21 protein-coding genes and 1 tRNA gene are annotated in these 19083 nt (G+C 67.2%); 11 read left to right on the top strand and 11 right to left on the bottom strand.

Going from position 1 to position 19083, the window contains the following annotated elements; translation table 11 throughout:
* Nucleotides 1-74: 74 nt before the first annotated feature.
* From AC1RL8_RS13895 to AC1RL8_RS13865, 7 genes are all read right to left on the bottom strand, one after another.
* Nucleotides 75-150, bottom strand: a tRNA-Thr gene (locus tag AC1RL8_RS13895).
* 25 nt (nucleotides 151-175) lie between these two features.
* A complete protein-coding gene (locus AC1RL8_RS13890) occupies nucleotides 176-1189 on the bottom strand; it encodes a class 1 fructose-bisphosphatase (RefSeq protein ID WP_056571748.1) in 1014 nt (337 codons plus the stop codon).
* Nucleotides 1190-1212: 23 nt separating this feature from the next.
* Complete coding sequence (gene pepN, locus AC1RL8_RS13885; RefSeq protein WP_062473310.1) at nucleotides 1213-3912, bottom strand: aminopeptidase N; 2700 nt, start codon at nucleotides 3910-3912, stop codon at nucleotides 1213-1215.
* Entirely contained in the window at nucleotides 3896-4585 is a 690-nt protein-coding gene (locus tag AC1RL8_RS13880) for an HAD family hydrolase (RefSeq protein ID WP_070062371.1), read from the bottom strand. Before AC1RL8_RS13880 ends, pepN begins: the two co-directional genes overlap by 17 nt.
* A gap of 3 nt (nucleotides 4586-4588) precedes the next feature.
* Nucleotides 4589-5693 (bottom strand): peptide chain release factor 2 gene (gene prfB / locus AC1RL8_RS13875; RefSeq protein ID WP_095950518.1). Its coding sequence is split into 2 segments (ribosomal slippage): nucleotides 4589-5611 and nucleotides 5613-5693, totalling 1104 coding nucleotides; the frame shifts between segments, so codons are not numbered across the junction.
* A gap of 126 nt (nucleotides 5694-5819) precedes the next feature.
* Complete coding sequence (locus tag AC1RL8_RS13870) at nucleotides 5820-6644, bottom strand: MetQ/NlpA family ABC transporter substrate-binding protein (RefSeq protein WP_492684548.1); 825 nt, start codon at nucleotides 6642-6644, stop codon at nucleotides 5820-5822.
* A 72-nt stretch (nucleotides 6645-6716) separates the two neighbouring features.
* Nucleotides 6717-6881: a hypothetical protein gene (locus AC1RL8_RS13865; RefSeq protein WP_492684547.1), complete on the bottom strand. Its 165-nt coding sequence runs from the start codon at nucleotides 6879-6881 to the stop codon at nucleotides 6717-6719.
* On the opposite strand from AC1RL8_RS13865, the gene AC1RL8_RS13860 reads away from it, so the two are divergent.
* Genes AC1RL8_RS13860 through AC1RL8_RS13845 form a run of 4 tightly spaced genes read left to right on the top strand, consistent with a single transcriptional unit; the run spans nucleotide 6880 to nucleotide 9642 of the window.
* A complete protein-coding gene (locus AC1RL8_RS13860; protein WP_492684546.1) occupies nucleotides 6880-7749 on the top strand; it encodes a methionine ABC transporter ATP-binding protein in 870 nt (289 codons plus the stop codon). The two genes, AC1RL8_RS13865 and AC1RL8_RS13860, sit on opposite strands and share 2 nt — an antisense overlap.
* Complete coding sequence (locus tag AC1RL8_RS13855) at nucleotides 7742-8404, top strand: methionine ABC transporter permease (RefSeq protein WP_056571730.1); 663 nt, start codon at nucleotides 7742-7744, stop codon at nucleotides 8402-8404. Before AC1RL8_RS13860 ends, AC1RL8_RS13855 begins: the two co-directional genes overlap by 8 nt.
* A 37-nt stretch (nucleotides 8405-8441) precedes the next feature.
* A complete protein-coding gene (locus tag AC1RL8_RS13850; protein ID WP_492684545.1) occupies nucleotides 8442-9263 on the top strand; it encodes a MetQ/NlpA family ABC transporter substrate-binding protein in 822 nt (273 codons plus the stop codon).
* A 28-nt stretch (nucleotides 9264-9291) separates the two neighbouring features.
* A complete protein-coding gene (locus AC1RL8_RS13845) occupies nucleotides 9292-9642 on the top strand; it encodes a hypothetical protein (RefSeq protein WP_492684544.1) in 351 nt (116 codons plus the stop codon).
* Between the two features lie 42 nt (nucleotides 9643-9684).
* On the opposite strand, the gene AC1RL8_RS13840 is transcribed toward AC1RL8_RS13845, so the two are convergent.
* Complete coding sequence (locus tag AC1RL8_RS13840; RefSeq protein WP_492684543.1) at nucleotides 9685-11049, bottom strand: D-amino acid dehydrogenase; 1365 nt, start codon at nucleotides 11047-11049, stop codon at nucleotides 9685-9687.
* A 65-nt stretch (nucleotides 11050-11114) separates the two neighbouring features.
* Between AC1RL8_RS13840 and AC1RL8_RS13835 the strand changes: the two genes are divergently transcribed.
* From AC1RL8_RS13835 to AC1RL8_RS13825, 3 genes are read left to right on the top strand one after another with little or no spacing between them, the layout of a single operon-like run.
* A complete protein-coding gene (locus tag AC1RL8_RS13835; RefSeq protein WP_062473326.1) occupies nucleotides 11115-11582 on the top strand; it encodes an Lrp/AsnC ligand binding domain-containing protein in 468 nt (155 codons plus the stop codon).
* On the top strand, nucleotides 11579-12058 hold the full coding sequence (locus AC1RL8_RS13830) for a GNAT family N-acetyltransferase (RefSeq protein WP_492684542.1): 480 nt from the start codon (nucleotides 11579-11581) through the stop codon (nucleotides 12056-12058). The genes AC1RL8_RS13835 and AC1RL8_RS13830 overlap by 4 nt, the downstream gene beginning before the upstream one ends.
* A gap of 31 nt (nucleotides 12059-12089) precedes the next feature.
* Complete coding sequence (locus AC1RL8_RS13825) at nucleotides 12090-12491, top strand: OsmC family protein (RefSeq protein ID WP_070062377.1); 402 nt, start codon at nucleotides 12090-12092, stop codon at nucleotides 12489-12491.
* Nucleotides 12492-12504: 13 nt separating this feature from the next.
* Here the strand turns inward: AC1RL8_RS13825 and AC1RL8_RS13820 are convergent, their stop codons facing one another.
* A complete protein-coding gene (locus AC1RL8_RS13820) occupies nucleotides 12505-12858 on the bottom strand; it encodes a winged helix-turn-helix transcriptional regulator (protein ID WP_492684541.1) in 354 nt (117 codons plus the stop codon).
* A gap of 124 nt (nucleotides 12859-12982) precedes the next feature.
* On the opposite strand from AC1RL8_RS13820, the gene AC1RL8_RS13815 reads away from it, so the two are divergent.
* Nucleotides 12983-13858, top strand: a complete 876-nt coding sequence (locus tag AC1RL8_RS13815) for an NAD(P)-dependent oxidoreductase (RefSeq protein ID WP_492684540.1) — start codon at nucleotides 12983-12985, stop codon at nucleotides 13856-13858.
* Nucleotides 13859-13861: 3 nt separating this feature from the next.
* Here AC1RL8_RS13815 and AC1RL8_RS13810 read toward each other — a convergent pair whose 3' ends face one another.
* Nucleotides 13862-14998 carry an alpha/beta hydrolase gene (locus AC1RL8_RS13810; protein WP_492684539.1) on the bottom strand — a complete coding sequence of 379 codons (1137 nt, stop codon included), beginning with the start codon at nucleotides 14996-14998 and terminating at the stop codon, nucleotides 13862-13864.
* A 166-nt stretch (nucleotides 14999-15164) separates the two neighbouring features.
* On the opposite strand from AC1RL8_RS13810, the gene AC1RL8_RS13805 reads away from it, so the two are divergent.
* From AC1RL8_RS13805 to lpxO, 3 genes are all read left to right on the top strand, one after another.
* Nucleotides 15165-15848 carry a response regulator gene (locus AC1RL8_RS13805; protein WP_062473337.1) on the top strand — a complete coding sequence of 228 codons (684 nt, stop codon included), beginning with the start codon at nucleotides 15165-15167 and terminating at the stop codon, nucleotides 15846-15848.
* Nucleotides 15845-17275, top strand: coding sequence for a sensor histidine kinase (locus AC1RL8_RS13800; RefSeq protein WP_070062381.1), 1431 nt, complete (start codon nucleotides 15845-15847; stop codon nucleotides 17273-17275). Before AC1RL8_RS13805 ends, AC1RL8_RS13800 begins: the two co-directional genes overlap by 4 nt.
* A 93-nt stretch (nucleotides 17276-17368) precedes the next feature.
* Nucleotides 17369-18265 carry a lipid A hydroxylase LpxO gene (lpxO, locus tag AC1RL8_RS13795; RefSeq protein ID WP_070062382.1) on the top strand — a complete coding sequence of 299 codons (897 nt, stop codon included), beginning with the start codon at nucleotides 17369-17371 and terminating at the stop codon, nucleotides 18263-18265.
* 10 nt (nucleotides 18266-18275) lie between these two features.
* Here the strand turns inward: lpxO and AC1RL8_RS13790 are convergent, their stop codons facing one another.
* A complete protein-coding gene (locus AC1RL8_RS13790) occupies nucleotides 18276-18968 on the bottom strand; it encodes a phosphatase PAP2 family protein (RefSeq protein WP_492684538.1) in 693 nt (230 codons plus the stop codon).
* Nucleotides 18969-19083 lie beyond the last annotated feature (115 nt).

The following is a 19083-nucleotide window of genomic DNA, read 5'->3' as shown; positions in this document are numbered from 1 at the left end:
GCCCTTATCGGCCGTAATTTCTAGGCCGCGCAGCAAAAAAGCCCCTGATCCTTGCGAATCAGGGGCGTTTCATTTGGTGCCGGAGAGATGAATCGAACACCCGACCTTCTCATTACGAATGAGCTGCTCTACCGACTGAGCTACACCGGCGAAGCCTCAGATTATAGCCAAGAAATCAAGGCTTCTCGGCGTGGTACTGCGTCAAACGCTCGACTTCGTGACGCGAACCCAACATCACGCTCACGCGCTCGTGCAGTTTGGTGGGCTTCAGGTCGAGGATGCGCTGCTTGCCGTTGGTGGCGGCGCCGCCGGCCTGCTCGACGAGCCAGCTCATGGGGTTGGCCTCGTACATCAGGCGCAGCTTGCCGGCCTTTTCGGGCTCGCGCTTGTCCCACGGGTACATGAAGACGCCGCCGCGCATCAGGATGCGGTGCACGTCGGCCACCATGCTGGCAATCCAGCGCATGTTGAAGTCCTTGCCGCGCGGGCCTTCCTTGCCGGCCAGGCATTCGTCGATGTAGCGCTTCACGGGCTCGTCCCAGTGGCGCATGTTGCTCATGTTGATGGCAAATTCTTTCGTATCGGCCGGAATCTGGATGTCTTCCTGCGTGAGCACGAAGCTGCCTTGCTCGCGGTCGAGCGTGAACATGGCCACGCCGTTGCCCACGGTGAGCACCAGGGTGGTCTGCGGGCCGTAGATGCAGTAGCCGGCGGCCACCTGCTGGGTGCCGGGCTGCAGAAAGTCGGCTTCCTGCACGCCGGGGGTGTCGTCGGGCTTCTTCAGCACGCTGAAGATGGTGCCGATGCTCACGTTGACGTCGATGTTGCTGCTGCCGTCGAGCGGGTCGAACATCAAGAGGTATTCGCCCTGCGGGTAGCGGTTGGGCACCACGTGGATGGTTTCCATCTCTTCGCTGGCCATGGCCGCGAGGTGGCCGCCCCATTCGTTGGCTTCAATGAGCACTTCGTTGGCGATGATGTCCAGCTTCTTCTGGATTTCGCCCTGCACGTTCTCGCTCTCGGCCGTGCCGAGCACGCCACCCAGCGCGCCCTTGTTGACGGCCTGGCTGATGCTCTTGCAGGCGCGGGCGACCACTTCGAGCAACAGGCGCAGCTGGCCGGGAATGAGGCCGTCGGCGCGTTGCTGTTCGACGAGGTAGCGGGTGAAGGAGATTTTTTGTTGAGCCATGGATCTTGTGGGGTTCAGTGGGTTCAGTTTCCGGCGAGGGCGCGGGTGACGACTTCGTGGGTGTCCTTGCTCAGGTCGGGCTTGGCAGCGACGCGGGCAATCGCTTCGCGTGCGGCGCTGCGGTACGGCTCGGCCAGCTTGCTCCAGCGGTCGAGTGCGCGCGCCAGGCGTGCGGCCACCTGGGGGTTGATGGCGTCGAGCTCGATCACGCGCTCGCTCCAGAACACGTAGCCGGCGGCGTCGGCGCGGTGGAAGGCGCCGGGGTTGCCGCTGCAGTAGCTGAAGATCACGCTGCGCGCGCGGTTGGGGTTCTTCAGCGAGAAGTCGGGGTGCTTCATGAGCTGCTTCACCAGCGGCAGGATGTCGCCGCCGCGGTCGCTGGCGCCGGCCTGCAGCGAGAACCACTTGTCGATGACCAACGCCTCGTCCTTGAACATGGCGTGGAAGCGCGCGAGCGCCTGCGCCGCCAGGGTGTGGCCCGACGACACGAGGGCGTTGAGCGCGTTGAAGCGGTCGGTCATGTTGCCCGCATCCTTGAAGCGCTGCAGGGTCTTGCCCGGCCACACGGTGTCGCCCGAGGCGCGCGCCGCCAGGCACAGGAAGTTGAGCGCCATGCCGGCCAGCGCGCGGCGGCCCGACGAGGTCGGGTCGGGCGTGTAGGCGCCGGTGTCCTTGTTGTCTTCGTAGGCCTGTTCCCAGTCGGCGAAGAGGGCGGTGGCGAGCTGGGCGCGCATGGCTTCGCGCACGAGGTGCACGCGCTGCGGATCGACCACGTCGAGCTGTTCGGCAATGTAGGTTTCCGACGGCAGCGTGAGCACCAGTTCCTTGAAGGCGGCGTCGAGCTGCGGGTGGCGCAGCACGCCGCGCATGGCGTCGAGGTAGGCGTCGTTGAGCACCGGCGTGGTGTCGGTGGCGTGCGCGGCAATGGCTTGCAGCGCGGCGCGCAGGCCCAGGCGTTGGCCGGCTTCCCAGCGGTTGAACGGATCGGGGTCGTTGGCCAGCAGGGTGAGCAGCTGGGCGTCGGTGTACGCAAAGTCGAGGATCACCGGCGCGCTGAAGCCGCGCAAGATGGACGGCACGGGCTCGGCGTCCAGGCCCACGAAGGTGATCTGCTCGCCGGCGCGCGACAGCACGATGGTGCGGGTGCCGCGTGCCACATCGCTTTCGCCCTCGAGCTGCATGGGCAGCTCGCGGCCGGTGGCGGCGTCGAGCAGGCCGATGTTCAGCGGAATGACGAAGGGTTCTTTGGTCTGCTGGCCCGGCGTGGGCGGGCAGCTTTGCACCACGCTCAGGGTGTAGCTGCGGTTCTGCGCGTCGTACACGCCGTGCGCGGCCAGGCGGGGCGTGCCGGCCTGGCTGTACCAGCGCTTGAACTGGGGCAGCAGGCGGGCCAGCTCGGAATCGGGGTTGGCGTCGGCAATGGCCTGGGCGAAGTCGTCGCAGGTCACGGCCTGGCCGTCGTGGCGCTCGAAGTACAGGGTGATGCCCTTTTCGAAGCCCTTGCGGCCGACCAGTGTCTGCATCATGCGAACGACCTCGGCACCCTTTTCGTAGATGGTGACGGTGTAGAAGTTGCTGATCTCGATGTAGCTGTCGGGCCGCACCGGGTGGGCCATGGGGCCGGCGTCTTCGGGGAATTGGGCGGTGCGCAGCACGCGCACGTCTTCGATGCGCTTCACGGCGCGGGCCGAGGCGTCGGCGCACAGGTCCTGGCTGAACTCCTGGTCGCGGAAGACGGTGAGGCCTTCCTTCAGCGAGAGCTGGAACCAGTCGCGGCAGGTCACGCGGTCGCCGCTCCAGTTGTGGAAGTACTCGTGGCCGACCACGCTTTCGATGTTGCTGTAGTCGGCGTCGGTGGCGGTGGCCTGGTTGGCCAGAACGTACTTCGTGTTGAAGATGTTCAGGCCCTTGTTCTCCATGGCGCCCATGTTGAAGTCGCTGGTGGCCACGATCATGAAGCGGTCGAGGTCCAGCGGCAGGCCGAAGCGGGCTTCGTCCCAGAGCACGGAGTTGACCAGCGAGTTCATGGCGTGCTCGGTCTTGTCGAGGTCGCCGGCGCGCACGTACACCTGCAGCAGATGTTCCTTGCCGCTGCGGGCCTTGATGCGCTGCTCGCGCGCCACGAGCTTGCCCGCGACCAGGGCGAACAGGTAGCTGGGTTTCTTGAAGGGGTCGACCCACTTGGCGAAGTGGCGGCCCTCGGGCAGCTCGCCCTGGTCGACGAGGTTGCCGTTCGACAGCAGCACCGGGTAGGCGGCCTTGCTGGCGCGCAGCGTGACGGTGTACATCGCCATCACGTCCGGACGGTCGAGGAAGTACGTGATGCGGCGAAAGCCCTCGGCCTCGCACTGCGTGAAGAAGGTGTCTTCGCTCACGAACAGGCCCATCAGCTTGGTGTTCTTGATGGGGCAGCAGGTGGTGAAGAGTTCGAGCTCGAAGGCGTCGGGCAGGCCGTCGATGACGAGCTGATCGCCTTCCATGCGGAACGAGGCGCCCTGGCCGTTCACGAGCACGCGCGCCAGGTTGAGCTCGTCGCCGTCCAGGCGCAGCGGCTGGGCCGGCACCTCGGGGTTGCGGCGCAGCTGCATGCGGTTGAGCACGCGGGTCTTGGCGGGGTCGAGGTCGAAGGTCAGGTCGACGGTGTCGATCCAGAACGCCGGCGCGGCATAGTCTTCGCGGCGGATGGCAATGGGTTGCCCTTGGGCGTCACGCTGAAGCAGCATCGAGGGTCTCCAGAAAATTCGAATGGGCCAGTTCGTTGTAGTCGCGAACGGCGGCGATCACGTGGGGGCCGGCCAGCTCGGCGGCCGTATGGGTGCTGCACACGGCCACGGCGCGCATGCCGCCGCGGCGGGCCGCTTCGATGCCGAAGGGCGCGTCCTCGAAGACGATGCAGCGCTCGGGCGCCACGCCGATGCGGCGCGCGGCTTCCAGAAAGATCGCGGGCGTGGGCTTGCCCGAAAAGCCTTCGTCGCCGCCGACGATGGCCAGCGGCAGCGGGTCCATCTTCAGGCGCGACATGGCGAACGCGATGTTGTGCCGGTCGCCGGCCGTGCCGACCGCCACCTTCAGGCCACGTGCCACCGCAGCCTTGGCGAAGGCGGTGAAGCCCGCCACCTCGGTGAAGTTGTCATGGAAGAGTTCGCGGTAGATCTCTTCCTTCTCGTGCACCATCGCCTGGCACTCGGCATCGGAGAGCTCGCGCTCGAACAGCTCGCGCATGCTCTCGGTGCCGGTGCGGCCCGTGGTGCGCGCGAGGATCTCGCTCACGTCGAGCTGCACGCCGTGGCGCTGCGCGAAGGTCACCCACGAGCGCGCATGCCAGGGCATGGAGTCGATCATGGTGCCGTCCATGTCGAAGATCAGGGCTTCGACCCTGCCGGTGTTCAGGCTCATCGGTCAGACGCCTTGCTTGAGCGAGGCTTCGATGAACACGTCGAGGTCGCCGTCGAGCACCTTCTGCGTGGCCGAGACTTCGACGTTGGTGCGCAGGTCCTTGATGCGGCTGTTGTCCAGCACGTAGCTGCGGATCTGGTGGCCCCAGCCCACGTCGGTCTTGCTGTCCTCGAGCTTTTGCTGCTCTTCCTGGCGCTTGCGCATCTCGTGGTCGTACAGGCGCGAGCGCAGGCGCTTCCACGCCACGTCGCGGTTGCTGTGCTGGCTGCGGCCGTCCTGGCACTGCACCACGATGCCGGTCGGGATGTGCGTCAGGCGCACGGCCGAGTCGGTCTTGTTGATGTGCTGGCCGCCGGCGCCGCTGGCGCGGAAGGTGTCGGTGCGCACGTCCGAAGGGTTGATCTCGATCTCGATCGAGTCGTCGATCTCGGGGTACACGAAGATCGAGGCAAAGCTGGTGTGGCGGCCGCCCGACGAGTCGAACGGCGACTTGCGCACCAGGCGGTGCACGCCGGTCTCGGTGCGCAGCAGGCCGAAGGCGTAGTCGCCCTCGACCTTGATGGTCGCGCCCTTGATGCCGGCGGTGTCGCCGGGCGTTTCGTCTTCGATCTGCGTCTTGAAGCCCTTGCGCTCGGCGTACTTCAGGTACTGGCGCAGCAGCATGCTGGCCCAGTCGCAGGCTTCGGTGCCACCGGCGCCGGCCTGGATGTCGACAAAGGCGTTCAGCGGGTCGGCCGGGTTGTTGAACATCCGGCGGAATTCGAGCTGCTTGATGTCGGCTTCGAGCGTGGCGGCGTCATCGGCAATGGCCTGCAGGCCATCGAGGTCGCCGTCTTCCTTCGACATCTCGAAGAGCTCGGTGTTGTCCGACAGCCCGTTGGTGAGCCGGTCGAGCGTGACGACCACGTCGTCGAGCGACTTCTTTTCCTTGCCCAGTTCCTGGGCCTTCTTGGGGTCGTTCCAGACGTTCGGGTCTTCGAGCGATGCGTTGACTGTCCTCAGTCGTTCAGCTTTGGCATCGTAGTCAAAGATACCTCCGTAAATCGACCGTACGGACGCTCAGGTCCGCGAGCATTGCGCCGATTTGGTTGATCTGTTCTGCGTCCATGGGGTGTCCTGACTGTGTGAGGTTGGTGTTCGGGGGAACCCGTCATTTTCTCACGGTCCGCCAACTCGCCAGGCAGCGCCCCTGTATTGCGCCTTCCCTCTCGGGGGGAAGGCGCGGGCACCGGAATCAGAACGCCGGAATCAGCGACCCCTTGAACTGCGTCTCGATGAAGCTGCGCACCTCCGGCGACTGGTAGGCCGCCACGAGGCGCTTGGCCCAGGGCTTGTCCTTATCGGCGCGGCGCACGGCGATCAGGTTGGCGTAGGGGCTCTGGGCCGATTCCTTGATGACGGCGTCCTTGCCGAACGACAGGCCGGCCTTCTCGGCGTAGTCGTTGTTGATGGCCGAAATGGCCAGGTCGTCGAGCGAGCGCGGCAGCTGGGCGGCGTCCAGCGACACCAGCTTGAGCTTCTTGGGGTTGGTCACCACGTCCAGCGGCGTGGCGTTGTTGTTCTTCACGGCCTCGGGCTTGAGGGTGATGAGCTTGGCCTGTTGCAGCAGCAGCAGGGCGCGGTTGCCGTTCGACGGGTCGTTCTGGATGCCGACCGAGGCGCCGTCGGCCAGCTGGTCGATCGACTTGATCTTGCGCGAGTAGAAGCCCAGCGGCGCGGTGATGGTCAGGCCCACGGGCACGAGGTCGAAGCCGCGCGCCTTGATCTGGTTGTCCAGGAAGGGCTGGTGCTGGAAGGCGTTGGCGTCCAGGTCACCGGCGGCCAGCGCCGCGTTGGGCAGCTGGTAGTCGTTGAACACCACGACCTGGACGGTCAGGCCGTCCTTGGCGGCGACCTTCTTGACCACCTCGAACACCTGCTCGGCGCTGCCGACGGAAATGCCGACCTTGACGGTGTTCTTGTTGTCCTGCGCGACGGCAGCGCTGCCGGCGAAAAGGGCGGTGACGAGGGTGGCGAGGGCGGCGAGCGTGAGGCCGCGGCGGCGGAAAGTGGAATGCATGGTGGCGCGAAATCGAAGAAATGAAGGCGCCGAATGTGGCATTGCCGCCGCGGATCGGGAACGAACCAATCCTCATATCGATATGGCGTCCACTCGCTCCATATGGTCTTTCTTATTTGATTTTTCATATAAGCACGAGCCGATTTGTTCGTTCCCTTTCGGCTCGTTTCTTTTCATACTCGGCACCTTTTTGCGAACCTGCGCGATCGCGCCCTTGCGGCCCGCGCCTTCTTTCATGACCTTCCCTTCGCCTGATGCGGCACGCGGCAACGCGGCGCCGGTCATCCGTCTTCAATCGGTGCAGAAGTCGTTTGCCTTGCCCAGCGGCGAGGTGTTCGATGCCGTGCAATCGCTCTCGCTCGAGATCCAGCAGGGCGACGTGTTCGGCCTGATCGGCAAGAGCGGCGCCGGCAAGTCGACGCTGCTGCGCCTCATCAACCTGCTCGAGCGCCCCGATGCGGGCCAGGTGTTCGTCGGCGGGCGCGACCTCACGACGCTGTCGCGCCGCGAGCTGCGCGACACGCGCCAGAACATCGGCATGATCTTCCAGCAGTTCAACCTGCTGCAGAACGCCACGGTGTTCGACAACGTGGCCTTCCCGTTGAAGATCCACGGCCGCCACTCCAAGGCCGAGATCAACGAACGGGTGCGCGAGTGCCTCGACCTCGTGGGCCTGGCCGAAAAGATCGACACCTACCCGGCCCAGCTCTCGGGCGGCCAGAAGCAGCGCGTGGCCATCGCCCGCGCGCTGGCGCCGCGCCCGCAGGTGCTGCTGTGCGACGAGCCCACCTCGGCGCTCGACACCGAAACCACCCGCGCGCTGCTCGAGACGCTGCGCGACATCAACCAGAAGATCGGCGTGACCATCGTGATCGTCACGCACGAGCTCTCGGTGGTCGAGGTGCTGTGCCGCAACGTGGCGATCCTCGAAAAGGGCCGCCTCATCGAGCAGTTCGCTGTCGATGCGCCGAGCGAGGAGCGCAAGACCGCGCTGGGCCGCGAGATCGACGAACTGGTGCGCCGCCGCGAACGCGAGGCGCGCGAACCCGTGGTGCCGCGCGTGGCGACCGCACAGCGCAACGCGCAGGAGCTGGCCTATGTTTGAGAACATCACCCCCATCCTTCCCGAGCTGTGGACGGCCACGGGCCAGACCTTTTTGATGCTGGCCATCGGCCTGTCGGCGGCGGTGCTCATCGGCGGGCCGCTGGGCATCCTGCTGTTCCTGCTGGGCCCGGGCCAGTCGCTCGAGAATAAGCCTGCGTTCCACATCCTCAACTGGATCGTGAACACGGTGCGTTCCTTCCCGTTCATCATCCTGCTGGTGGCGCTGGTGCCGTTCACGCGGATCATCGCGGGCACCTCCATCGGCCCGCTGGCGGCCGCGGTGCCGCTGTCGTTCGCGGCCATTCCGTACTTCGCGCGGCTGGTCGACCAGTGCCTGCGCGAGGTGCCGCGCGGCGTGATCGAGGCGGCGCATGCCATGGGCGCCTCGGAGCTGCAGATCGTCTGGCGCGTGCTGGTGGTCGAGGCGCGCTCGGGCCTGGTGCTTGCGCTCACCGTGCTGGCCGTGAGCTTCCTGTCGTACTCGGCGATTGCCGGTGTGGTGGGCGGCGGCGGCATCGGCGACCTGGCGATCCGCTACGGCTACTACCGCTTCCAGACCGACGTGATGGTGCTCACCGTGGCGCTGCTCGTGGTGCTGGTGCAGATCCTGCAGTTCGTGGGAAACACCACGGCGCGCCGGCTCGACAAGCGTTGATTTCTCTTTCTTTCCTTTCCCTTTCTCTGCTCATTCCATGAAAACCGCACTGCTGCGCCGTTCCGTCCTCGCCGTTTCCCTCGTCGCGCTGTCGCTCGGCGGCCTTTCGCTGGCGCAGGCGCAAGACGCCAAGAAGAACCTCGTGATCGGCGGCACCGCCGGCTCCAACGCCGACCAGCTCAAGGCCGGCATCATTCCGATCCTCGAGAAGAAGGGCTACAAGGTGAAGCTGGTCGAGTTCAACGACTACGTGCAGCCCAACCTCGCGCTGGCCCAGGGCTCGCTCGACGCCAATTTCTTCCAGCATCGGGTCTACCTGCAGAAGTTCTCGGCCGACCAGAAGCTCGACCTCGCCGAGCTGGTGCAGGGGCCGATCGCGCCCATGGGCGTGTACTCGACCAAGCGCAAGACGCTGGCCGACGTGAAGGAAGGCGACCGCGTGACGCTGCCGAACGACCCGAGCAACCTGGCGCGCGCGCTGGTGCTGCTGGAGCAGAACAAGCTGGTCACGATCAAGGCCGGCATCGATCCGCTGCGCGCGTCCGAGAAGGACGTGGCCGAGAACCCGAAGAAGCTCAAGTTCATTCCGCTCGAGGCCGCGCAGCTGCCGCGTTCGCTGGGTGACACCGAGTACGCCATCGTCAACGGCAACTTCGCGATCTCGTCGGGCCTGAAGCTCACCGAGGCCGTGGTGCTCGAGAAGACGCCCGACTACTACCTGAATGTGGTCGCCGTGAAGAGCGCCGACAAGAACGCCGCCTGGGCCAAGGACATCGCCGAGGCCTACCGCTCGAAGGAATTCAAGACGGTGGTCGACAGCAAGTTCCAGGGCTACGCCAAGCCCAGCTTCCTGCAGTAATCCACCACGCTTCAGCGAAGGACGCCCCATGCCCGTGCTCGCCGTATTCGATGGCCAGGCCAATTGGCGCGACACGCACGTGTGCGACGGCTGGATCAGCGACCAGCTCGCGCGCCACGGCGTGCGCTGGGGGCGCGGCGAGGCCGAAGGCCAGCGCGTGCTCGACAGCGCGGGGCTGTTCTACCTGCCGACGGCGCAGGGGTATCTGGGGCTGTTGGTCGAGGGCGGGGAATGGGTCGCCATGCCCGCCGGTGCGCCGCATTTCTTCGATGCAGGGGAGGCCGCTTCGCCCGACGGGCTGCCTGCCGCGTTGCCGCGCTTCGAGGCCTTTGTCGAAGAGGTGCTCGCGATGACGGGCAACGACGCGAGCGACGAGTAGGTCAGCGCGGGCCCGGGCGGCCCGTCGCCTCCCAGGCGTCGGTCAGGCCGGCGCCGTCGTAGGGTTCGGGCGCGCTGAACGCGACGGCCCTTGCGTGTAGCGGTCCATTGCCAATCCATCTGTGCGGATCTCCGGCCGCTGGCCCGTGACCAGGTCCGAGATCAGCTTGCCCGAGCCGCAGGCCATGGTCCAGCCCAGCGTGCCGTGGCCCGTGTTCAGGAACAGGTTGGGGTAGCGCGTGGCGCCGACGATGGGCGTGCTGTCGGGCGTCATGGGGCGCAGGCCGGTCCAGAAGCTGGCGTTGGGCAGGTCGCCGCCCGGGAACAGGTCGCTCACCACCTTCTCGAGCGTGGCGCGGCGCGCCGGGTTCAGGCGCAGGTCGAAGCCGCCGAGCTCGGCCATGCCGCCCACGCGGATGCGGTTGTCGAAGCGCGTGACGGCCACCTTGTAGGTTTCGTCGAGCACGGTCGATTGCGGCGCGAGCGATTCGTCGAGCATCGGCACCGTGAGCGAGTAGCCCTTGACCGGGTACACCGGAATGTCCAGGCCCAGCGAGGCGATGGCAGCGCGCGAGTAGCTGCCGAAGGCCATCACGTAGCGGTCGGCCGCAAGAATCTTGCCGGCACGCGTGCGCACGCCGGTGATGCGGCCGCCGTCGGTCTCCAGGCCGTCGATGGTCTGGCCGAAGCGGAAGTCCACGCCCAGGCCGTGCGCGATCTCGGCCAGGCCGCGCGTGAACAGGTGGCAGTCGCCGGTTTCGTCGTTGGGCAGGCGCAGGCCGCCCGTGAGGCGCTCGCGCGCGCCGGCCAGGCCGGGTTCGACGCGCGCCAGGGCGTCGCGGTCGAGCAGTTCATAGGGCACGCCGCATTCCTCGAGCACGGCGATGTCGCGCTGCACCGCGTCGAGCTGCGCCTGCGTGCGAAAGAGTTGCAGCGTGCCGCCGGTGCGGTGCTCGTACTGCAGGCCGGTGTCGGCGCGCAGCTGCTGCAGGCAGCCGCGGCTGTATTCGGCCACGCGCATCATGCGTTCCTTGTTGACCGCGTAGCGTTCGGGCGAGCAGTTGCGCAGCATGGCGGCCATCCAGCGCAGCTGGAACAGCGTGCCGTCAGGGCGTATCGACAGCGGCGCGTGCTTCTGGAACATCCACTTGATCGCCTTCAGCGGAATACCGGGCGCGGCCCACGGCGTCGAGTAGCCGGGCGACACCTGGCCGGCGTTGCCGAAGCTCGTTTCCTCGGCCGGACCGGCCTGCCGGTCGAGCAAGGTGACTTCGGCGCCGGAGCGCGCGAGGTAGTACGCCGTGGTGGTGCCGATCACGCCGCCGCCGAGAACGATGACTTTCATGGTGTATTCGCGTATCTGAATGGAATGATGTGAATCTAAAGTGCACAATGCAGTGGATTCCATTGTTTTTAGGTCTTTGGCCGTGAAAATCGCTGCCGAAAACCGTCCAAGGCCCCGCGCGGAGTGAAATGCCCGAACTCGACCGAATCGACCGCAAGATCCTCGACCTGCTGCAGCGCCAGGGCCGTATTTCCATGACCGAACTGGCCGAGCGCATCGGCCTGTCGGCCTCGCCCTGCGCCGAGCGCGTCAAGCGCATGGAGCGCGACGGCGTCATCACCGGCTACCACGCGCACGTGTCGCCCGAGGCGCTGGGCAAGACGCTGCTGGTGTTCGTGGAGATCAAGCTCTCGGCCAAGTCGGGCGACGTGTTCGACAAGGTCAAGCAGGAGCTGCTGCACATGCCCGAGGTGCTCGAATGCCACCTGGTGTCGGGCAGCTTCGACTACCTCGTGAAGGCCCGCCTGAGCGGCATGAGCGAGTACCGGCACCTGCTGGGCGACATCCTGAAGAAGCTGCCGGTGGCGGCCGAGTCGCACAGCTACGTGGTGATGGAAGAGATCAAGGAAACGCTGATGCTGGCGGTGGACCGGTGAGCGGGGCCGTCATTGCCATCCGGCCCTGGCGCCTGGCGGACTTCGATGCGGTGAAGGCCATCCTCGACGACACCTTCGCGAGCACCTGGCTGCCGCAGCTCACGCCCGAGGCCGCGAAGGCCTATGCCGACAGCGGCGAGCCCGTGGGCTACATCGACGAGAGCGGGCCGGCCTTCTTCGTGGCGGAACTCGAGGGCGAGGTGGTCGGCATGGTGCACTGGGAGCACGACTTCGTGCAGGCCCTGCACGTGCCCGCCGCGCACCAGCGCAAGGGCATCGCCCGCGCGCTCATGGCCTTTGCCGAAGCCGGCATGCGCGCCGACGGCGTGGCGCAGGCGCGGCTCGAGACCGACACCTTCAACACGCAGAGCCAGGGCCTGTATGGCGCGCTCGGCTACCGCGAGGCCGGCCGCTACCCCGACCTCGAATGGCACAGCGGATTCACGACCATCCTGTATGTGAAAGACTTGGCCTGAGCTTTCTTTTCACCCCTTCAAGGACATCGGCATGACCCTCTCGATCCGCCGCGACGGCACCACCGGCACGCGCCACATCCTCAAGATCCGCAACCACGAGATCCCTGTCGATGCCTCGCCCGCGGGCGGCGGCAGCGACGGCGGTGCCGAGCCGCACGACCTGTACGACGCGTCGCTGGCGGCCTGCAAGGCGCTCACGGTGCTGCTCTATGCGCGCCGCAAGGGCATTCCGGTGGAAGACATCGAGGTCGTGGTCGACCGCGACGACAGCGAGGAACGCAAGGGCATCTACCGCCTGAAGTCGGGCCTGCGCCTGACGGGCGACCTGACCGAGGCGCAGCGCGATGAACTGCTGCGCGTGGCGGGCAAGTGCCCGGTGCACAAGCTCATGACCGAGGTCAAGACCGAGATCGAGACCGGCTGGGCCGACTGAGCGCGTTGCGTCTTTACTTGGCCGCTTCGGCCTGCTTGCGCGCCGCCGCCACGCGCTTGGCATAGCGGTCGCCCCAATCGGCCAGCGGCCCCAGCGCCGCATTGAGCGTGGCGCCGAGCGAGGTCTCGGAATACTCGACGCGCGGCGGCACTTCGTGGAACACCTCGCGGTGCACGAGGCCGTCGGTTTCCATCTCGCGCAGCTGCTGGATCAGCATCTTCTCGCTGACCTCGGGCAGCAGCCGCTTCAGCTCGCCGAAGCGGTAGGGCTGCAGGTGCAGCTCCCACAGGATGACGGCTTTCCACTTGCCGCCGATGACCTCGAACGCGGGGCCGACGCCGCAGTTGTAGGGCTTCTTCGCTGCCATCTCTTGCTCCTTGCGATTTCAATACTTCCCATTTGGTAAGTACCTTACTTTATCGTAGGTACTTGACCATATGGAAGTGCAATTTCTACCATGCAGGCGTCATCAACCACTGCATCGGATTGCCATGAGCAACAAGAAGGAAGTTTCGGTTCTGGGCCTGGGCGCCATGGGCGTCGTCATCGCGCGGCTCTTTCTCGACCAGGGCTACAAGGTCACGCTGTGGAACCGCACGGCCGACAAGGCCGACGCGCTGGTCGCCCGCGGCGCCGTGCTGGCGCGCAGCGCGGCCGAGGCCTTGCGCGCGAGCCGCATGGCCGTGATGTGCGTGTACGACTACCGCGCCGCCGACGCGATCTTCGCGATGGACGGCGTGGCCGCCGCCATGGACGGCCGCCTGCTCGCGCAGCTCACCACCGGCAGCCCGAAGGACGCGCGCGAGGCCGAGGCCTGGGCGCACCGCCACGGCGCCGCGTACCTCGAAGGCGCGATCCAGGCCGCGCCGGACCAGATGGGCCGGCCCGACACGCCGCTGCTGGTGTCGGGTGCGCAAGCCGTGTTCGCCGAGGCCGAGCCCTTGCTGAAGGTGCTGGCGGGCGGCATCGTCTACCTCGGCGAGAAAGCCAGCGCCGCCGCGGCCATGGACCTGGCCACGCTGTCCAGCATCTACGGCACGATGCTCGGCTTCCTGCACGGCGCGCGCATTGCCGAGCACGAAGGTTTCGACGTGGCCGAGTACGGCCGCATCGTGGCCGGCATCATGCCGACCTTCGCGGGCTTTCTTCAGCACGAGGGCGCGGTCATCCAGTCGGGCGACTTCGCGATCACGCAGAGCCCGATGCGCATCTCGGTCGAGGCCACGCAGCGCATCCTGCAGACCGCGCAGGAGGCGGGCATCAACACCGAGTTCCCGGCCTTTGCCGCGGGCCTGTTCCGGCGCGCCGATGCGGCGGGGCTCGGCGGCGAGGAACTGGCGGCGCTGATCAAGCTGCTGCGCAAGTAAGGATCAGGCCCAGCGCATCGACTGGATCGCGCGCACCACCTCGGCCTCGCGTTCCATGAAGAAGTCGGTGTGGTTGCAGTGGTCCAGCGTGAGCCGGTGCGAGGTCTGCAGCGCGGCGGCCAGGCGGTCGGCGTCGGCGCGGCGCACGCGGCGGAAGATGCGCAGGAAGTCGGCGGCGTCCTGGCCGGTCTGCGCATCGAGCGGTCGTTCGAGCCAGGGGAAGAGGTCGCGCTGGTCGAACGGCAGCGCGGTCACCACCAGCGCCGGCGCGCGCACCGGCCGGTAGTCGGGCGAGAAGCGGTGGGCCGCGGTGTCCATCGCCGTTTCCACGGCGTCGGGCGTGTTGGGCCGCACGCTGCCGTCGGCCAGCTCGTCGAGCGCGTCGCGCAGGTTGGCCTCGAGCGCGGGCCACCAGTTCTTGGACTTGCGCCGCAGGTAAGCGATGGCCGCCTTCATCGAGCGGCCATCCTCGGGCGTGGGCGCGGGCTCGTCGAGCCGGCGGTTCAGCGGCGGGTCTTCGCCGCCGGTGTCGGCGTCCTTCGTGTAGTCGAAGGTGGTATCGAGGTACACGAGGCCGCGCACCCGCTCGGGAAAGCGGCCCGCGAAACGCGTGAGTTCGTTGCCCGCGATCGAGTGGCCGCCGAGCACCACGCGCGTGAGGCCGAGCGCATCGCACAGCGCGGCCAGGTCGTCGACCAGCGTGTCGACCTCGTAGTGCTGCGTGGCGCTCTTCACCGGCAGCGGCTTGTCCGACAGGCCGTAGCCGCGCCGGCTCACCGCGAGCACGCGCGAGGCGGCGCCGGCCGCGACGAGCGCGGGCGCCAGGCTGTCGAAGCAGCGCGCGTTGCCGCCCAGGCCGGCGAGCAGCACGAGCACGGGACCGCCGTCGTCGCTGCGCTGCCAGTCGCGCACCTGCAGCGAGACCTCGGGCGTGGTCGACACTTTCACGCGGCGGTCGGTGGCCGCCACGGGAAGGTCGTTGCCGATGGGGCCGGTGTTGCCACCGCCACCACCTCCGCCGCCGCAAGCGGCCAGCCCGGCCGCGCTGCCCAGGAGCACGGCGCGCAGCAGGTCGCGGCGCTGGAAGTGAAGCGGGTTCGCCCAGTGCGGGCGGACCGTGGAAAGACAGGGGCGAGGCACGTCGATGCTCCAGGCAGGAAGAAGAAAGTAAGAGCCTTGCAGTGTGGGCATGCCGCCTGAAGAAGCCCTGCAGCCTTCATGAAGGCTTCCTGAAGCAGGGCGACGGGGTGTGGCAGATACTTCGGCCACTTCCCGGAACCGGGCTTGTTCGCTTGGAATCCTTCCCATGAATCTTTTGCTTGTTGAGGACGATCTTGATCTTGGCAACGGCGTGCGCATTGCGCTCGCCAACCAGGGCCTGGACGTGGTGTGGGTCCGCCGGCTCGACGACGCCTTGCGCACCCTCGACAACGGCGCCTTCGACATGGTGTTGCTCGACCTGGGCCTGCCCGACGGCGACGGGCTCGACCTGCTGCTGCGCCTGCGCCGCACCCGCCAGATATTGCCGGTGCTGGTGCTGAGCGCGCGCGATGCGCTCAACGACCGCCTGCGCAGCCTGGACGACGGCGCCGACGACTACCTCGTGAAGCCCTTCGCGCTGGCCGAGTTGCTGTCGCGCGTGCGGGCCCTGGCGCGGCGCAGCTACGGCTTCAACGACGAGACCATCCGCATGCGCGGCCTGGCGCTGCACGAACCCACGCGCGGCGTGATCGTCGACGGCGAGCCGGTCGAGCTGTCGCGCTGCGAGTTCGACCTGCTGGCGCTCTTGCTCAAGCGCACCGGCCGCGTGGTCACGCGCCGCGTGATGGAAGAGCAGGTGCTGCCCGGCGGCCAGGCCAACGGCAGCAATTCGCTCGAGGTGCACATCTCCAACCTGCGCAAGAAGATCGGGCAGGGCTACATCCGCACGGTGCGCGGCATCGGCTACGTGATCGACACCCAGTCGCTGGTGCGGAGCCCGTCGAAATGATGCGTCAGCTGGCGCGCGGCTGGAAGAACTGGAACCAGCCGTCCCTGATGCGCCGCCTGCTGGTGGCGCAGATGGCCGTGGTCGCACTGCTGTGGACCTCGGCCGTGGGGCTGCTGCTGTACGACTCGTACAAGGACCCGGGGTTGCTCCGGTTCACCAGCATCTTCAAGGCGGCGATCTCCATCGCGCAGAAGCTGGAGGACCAACCCGAGCGGCAACGGGAGGCGCTCGAGGCCTTCGACGCCGCGCTCATCGAGGCGCTCAGCGACGGCGACGAAACCAACGAAGCCCTGGCGGTGATGCAGGTGTGGCAGCACGGCAAGCTGATCTACAACTCGCGCGCCGGTGTGCCCGTGCTGCTGAATTCGGTGCCCGACCGCAACGAGACCGTGGTCGCGGGAGGCCGCGAGTGGCGCGCGCGCACGATGGCCTCGCCCATCGCCGACACCCGCGTGGTGCTGGCCGAGCCCAGCGTGTGGCGGCTGGCCGTCACCGTGCTGTCGCGCGGCTACTACCTGCTGCCGCTGGTGATCAGCCTGCCGTTCCTGGTCTTTCCCGCGTGGCTGTCGGTGCGGCTGGCGCTGCGTCCGTGGCGCCAGGTGAGCCGCGAGACCGCCGAGCGCGGGCCCGACGACCTGACGCCGCTGTCGTACACGCCGCCGCACAAGGAGCTCAAGCCGATGGTGCAGAGCATCAACAGCCTGCTGCTGCGGGTGCGCGACAGCACCACGCGCGAGCGCAGCCTGATCGCCGATGCGGCGCACGAGCTGCGCACGCCGCTGGCGGCCATGCGCGTGAACGTCGAGGCGCTGAAGGAGCAGAGCAGCGACGAAGGCCAGCGCGAACTCATGGCCAACCTGCTGCGCAGCAACGACCGCGCGGCGCGGCTGGTGGGGCAGCTGCTGCAGCTCATGCGCAGCGACGCGGTGGCCACCAACGCGCTGCCCGTGATGCTGTCGCTCGACGGGCTGGTGCAGGACCGGCTGGCCATGATCGAGGGCCTGGCGCGTGCGCGCGGCGTGGAGCTCGAACTGGTGTGCGACGACGCCGTGCCGGTGCTCGGCGAGCGCGAGAGCCTGGTCTCGATGATCGACAACCTGATCGACAACGCGATCAAGTACAGCCCCTGCGGCGCCACCGTGACGGTGCACGTGGCGCGCGAGGGCGCGCGGGCGCTGCTGACCGTGGCCGACACGGGCCCGGGCATTCCGCCCGCGCTGCGCGAGCGCGTGTTCGACCGCTTCTTCCGCAACCCCGACCAGACGCAAAGCGGCAGCGGGCTGGGCCTGGCGATCGTCAAGTCGGTGGTCGACCGGCACGGCGGCGACGCGGTGCTGGGCGAGGCCCCGGGTGGCGGCCTGCTGGCCACGGTGCGGCTGCCGCTGGCGCAGGCCGACGTGCCGCAGCCTTTGCTCGTCGGCGCCTGAGCCCGGGGGAAAAGGCCCCGGCCGGGCCTGTTCCGGGGCAAGGATTTACACTAGCCGGCTCCCCCGGCGCTCGTCTACAGGACACTTTCACCAATGAAGTGGGTCATTCTTGCCATCTTCGTGCTCAGCGCACTCTACGTTCACTTCCGTGGCCAGGTCCGGCACAAGTTCTTCAGACAGCTCTCTGATCACTCGACCTTCCTGGCGCCGCTGAACGTCTTCATGTACCTTTTCTCGAAGGTGCCCGGTACGCCGTACCTGTCGCCTGCGCAGTTCCCCGAGATGCGCATCCTCGAGGAAAACTGGGAAGTCATTCGCGAGGAAGCGCTGGCCATGCGCAACGGCGGCAGCATCAAGGCCTCGAGCCAGTTCAACGACGTGGGCTTCAACTCCTTCTTCAAGAGCGGCTGGAAGCGCTTCTATCTGAAGTGGTATGACGAGGCACACCCCTCGGCCGCCGTGCTGTGCCCGCGCACCACCGAGCTGCTCAAGGGCATCGGCACCATCAAGGCCGCGATGTTCGCCGAGCTGCCCCCGGGCAGCCGCCTCGTGCGCCACCGCGACCCGTTCGCCGGTTCGCTGCGTTACCACTTGGGCCTGTGGACGCCGGGTGTCGAAGGCTGCTACATCGATGTCGACGGCCAGCGCTATCACTGGCGCGACGGCGAGGCCGTGGTGTTCGACGAGACCTACATCCACTACGCCGAGAACACCACGGACCACGACCGCGTGATCCTGTTCTGCGACATCGAGCGCCCGCTGAAGTACCGCTGGGCCAGCGCCGTGAACCGCTGGTTCGCCAAGAACCTGCTGGCCGCCGCCGCCTCGCCCAACGACGCGGGCGACAAGACGGGCGGCCTGAACCGCGCCTTCAAGTACATCTACCAGATCCGCGTGATCGGCAAGCGCTTGAAGGCCTGGGACAAGCGCGCGTACTACCTCGTGAAGTGGACGATCTTCGGCGGCCTGGCGCTCTGGATCTTCTGGTAACCGACGGCGCTCACGCCTCGGCCAGCACCAGCCGGGCACGCGGCGCGCGACGCCAGCACACCAGGCCTGCCAGCAGCACACCACCGAGCACGTCGAGCAGCACGTGCTGGCGCGTGGCCAGCGTCGAGTAGACGATCCCCGCGGCCCACAGCACGTTCACCCATTGTGTCCACGCGGGCGCCTGCACGCTGCGCAGTTGTCGGCCGAGCCACATGGCCGCGAACACGGCGAAGGCCACATGCAGCGACGGGAAGGCATTGCCGCCCGCATCGGCGCTCTTGAGGAACTGCAGCGCCGGGTACTGCGACCAGTCGATCGCAAAGCTCGGCACCACCGTTGGAAAACACCAGAACACCGCCAGGCCGATGGCCGCCATGAGTGCGGCCCCGCGCGCGCAGGCCCACAGCTCGGCCTTGTCTTTCGTGAAGGCCGGCGCGAGCGAGATGTAGAACCACAGCGAGCTGTACAGCAGCATCGCGTCGTCGCTCACGTCCACCCAGTGGTCGATGGCGGTGAGCGGCATCACCGTGGGCGCCGAGGGTGGGTGGTGCATCACCCAGAAGTACAGGACGAAGAAGCCCGAGATGCCGAGCGTGGTCCCGATCATCTTCACGACCCACAGCGTGGCGAAGCGCTGCCCCAGCGCCAGGTGCCAGGGCGTGACGGGGAGGGCGGCGGGGTTCGGGCGGGAGGGCAGCGTCACCGGTGCGCTTTCAGGAGAGGGAAGCGCTACAGCGTAGGTGCATGCATTGCGTGAACATTGCGTTACCTCATGTGGGGCTCTCTAGAATCACCCGCCTGTCCGGTCTCTCCCCATC

Source organism: Variovorax sp. GW822-FHT04E09, assembly GCF_058800845.1.
Note: the sequence above shows the minus strand (reverse complement) of the source record. Positions and strands in the feature narration are given on the sequence as shown.

Coding starts and splice junctions, on each gene's coding strand:
- AC1RL8_RS13835 (WP_062473326.1), top strand. CDS start 11,115: ATGCCCGAACTCGACCGAATCGACCGCAAGATCCTCGACCTGCTGCAG.
- AC1RL8_RS13855 (WP_056571730.1), top strand. CDS start 7,742: ATGTTTGAGAACATCACCCCCATCCTTCCCGAGCTGTGGACGGCCACG.
- AC1RL8_RS13860 (WP_492684546.1), top strand. CDS start 6,880: ATGACCTTCCCTTCGCCTGATGCGGCACGCGGCAACGCGGCGCCGGTC.
- AC1RL8_RS13815 (WP_492684540.1), top strand. CDS start 12,983: ATGAGCAACAAGAAGGAAGTTTCGGTTCTGGGCCTGGGCGCCATGGGC.
- AC1RL8_RS13865 (WP_492684547.1), bottom strand. CDS start 6,881: ATGAAAGAAGGCGCGGGCCGCAAGGGCGCGATCGCGCAGGTTCGCAAA.
- AC1RL8_RS13805 (WP_062473337.1), top strand. CDS start 15,165: ATGAATCTTTTGCTTGTTGAGGACGATCTTGATCTTGGCAACGGCGTG.
- AC1RL8_RS13850 (WP_492684545.1), top strand. CDS start 8,442: ATGAAAACCGCACTGCTGCGCCGTTCCGTCCTCGCCGTTTCCCTCGTC.
- AC1RL8_RS13825 (WP_070062377.1), top strand. CDS start 12,090: ATGACCCTCTCGATCCGCCGCGACGGCACCACCGGCACGCGCCACATC.
- AC1RL8_RS13800 (WP_070062381.1), top strand. CDS start 15,845: ATGATGCGTCAGCTGGCGCGCGGCTGGAAGAACTGGAACCAGCCGTCC.
- AC1RL8_RS13820 (WP_492684541.1), bottom strand. CDS start 12,858: ATGGCAGCGAAGAAGCCCTACAACTGCGGCGTCGGCCCCGCGTTCGAG.
- AC1RL8_RS13890 (WP_056571748.1), bottom strand. CDS start 1,189: ATGGCTCAACAAAAAATCTCCTTCACCCGCTACCTCGTCGAACAGCAA.
- lpxO (WP_070062382.1), top strand. CDS start 17,369: ATGAAGTGGGTCATTCTTGCCATCTTCGTGCTCAGCGCACTCTACGTT.
- AC1RL8_RS13845 (WP_492684544.1), top strand. CDS start 9,292: ATGCCCGTGCTCGCCGTATTCGATGGCCAGGCCAATTGGCGCGACACG.
- AC1RL8_RS13870 (WP_492684548.1), bottom strand. CDS start 6,644: ATGCATTCCACTTTCCGCCGCCGCGGCCTCACGCTCGCCGCCCTCGCC.
- pepN (WP_062473310.1), bottom strand. CDS start 3,912: ATGCTGCTTCAGCGTGACGCCCAAGGGCAACCCATTGCCATCCGCCGC.
- AC1RL8_RS13840 (WP_492684543.1), bottom strand. CDS start 11,049: ATGGAATCCACTGCATTGTGCACTTTAGATTCACATCATTCCATTCAG.
- AC1RL8_RS13880 (WP_070062371.1), bottom strand. CDS start 4,585: ATGAGCCTGAACACCGGCAGGGTCGAAGCCCTGATCTTCGACATGGAC.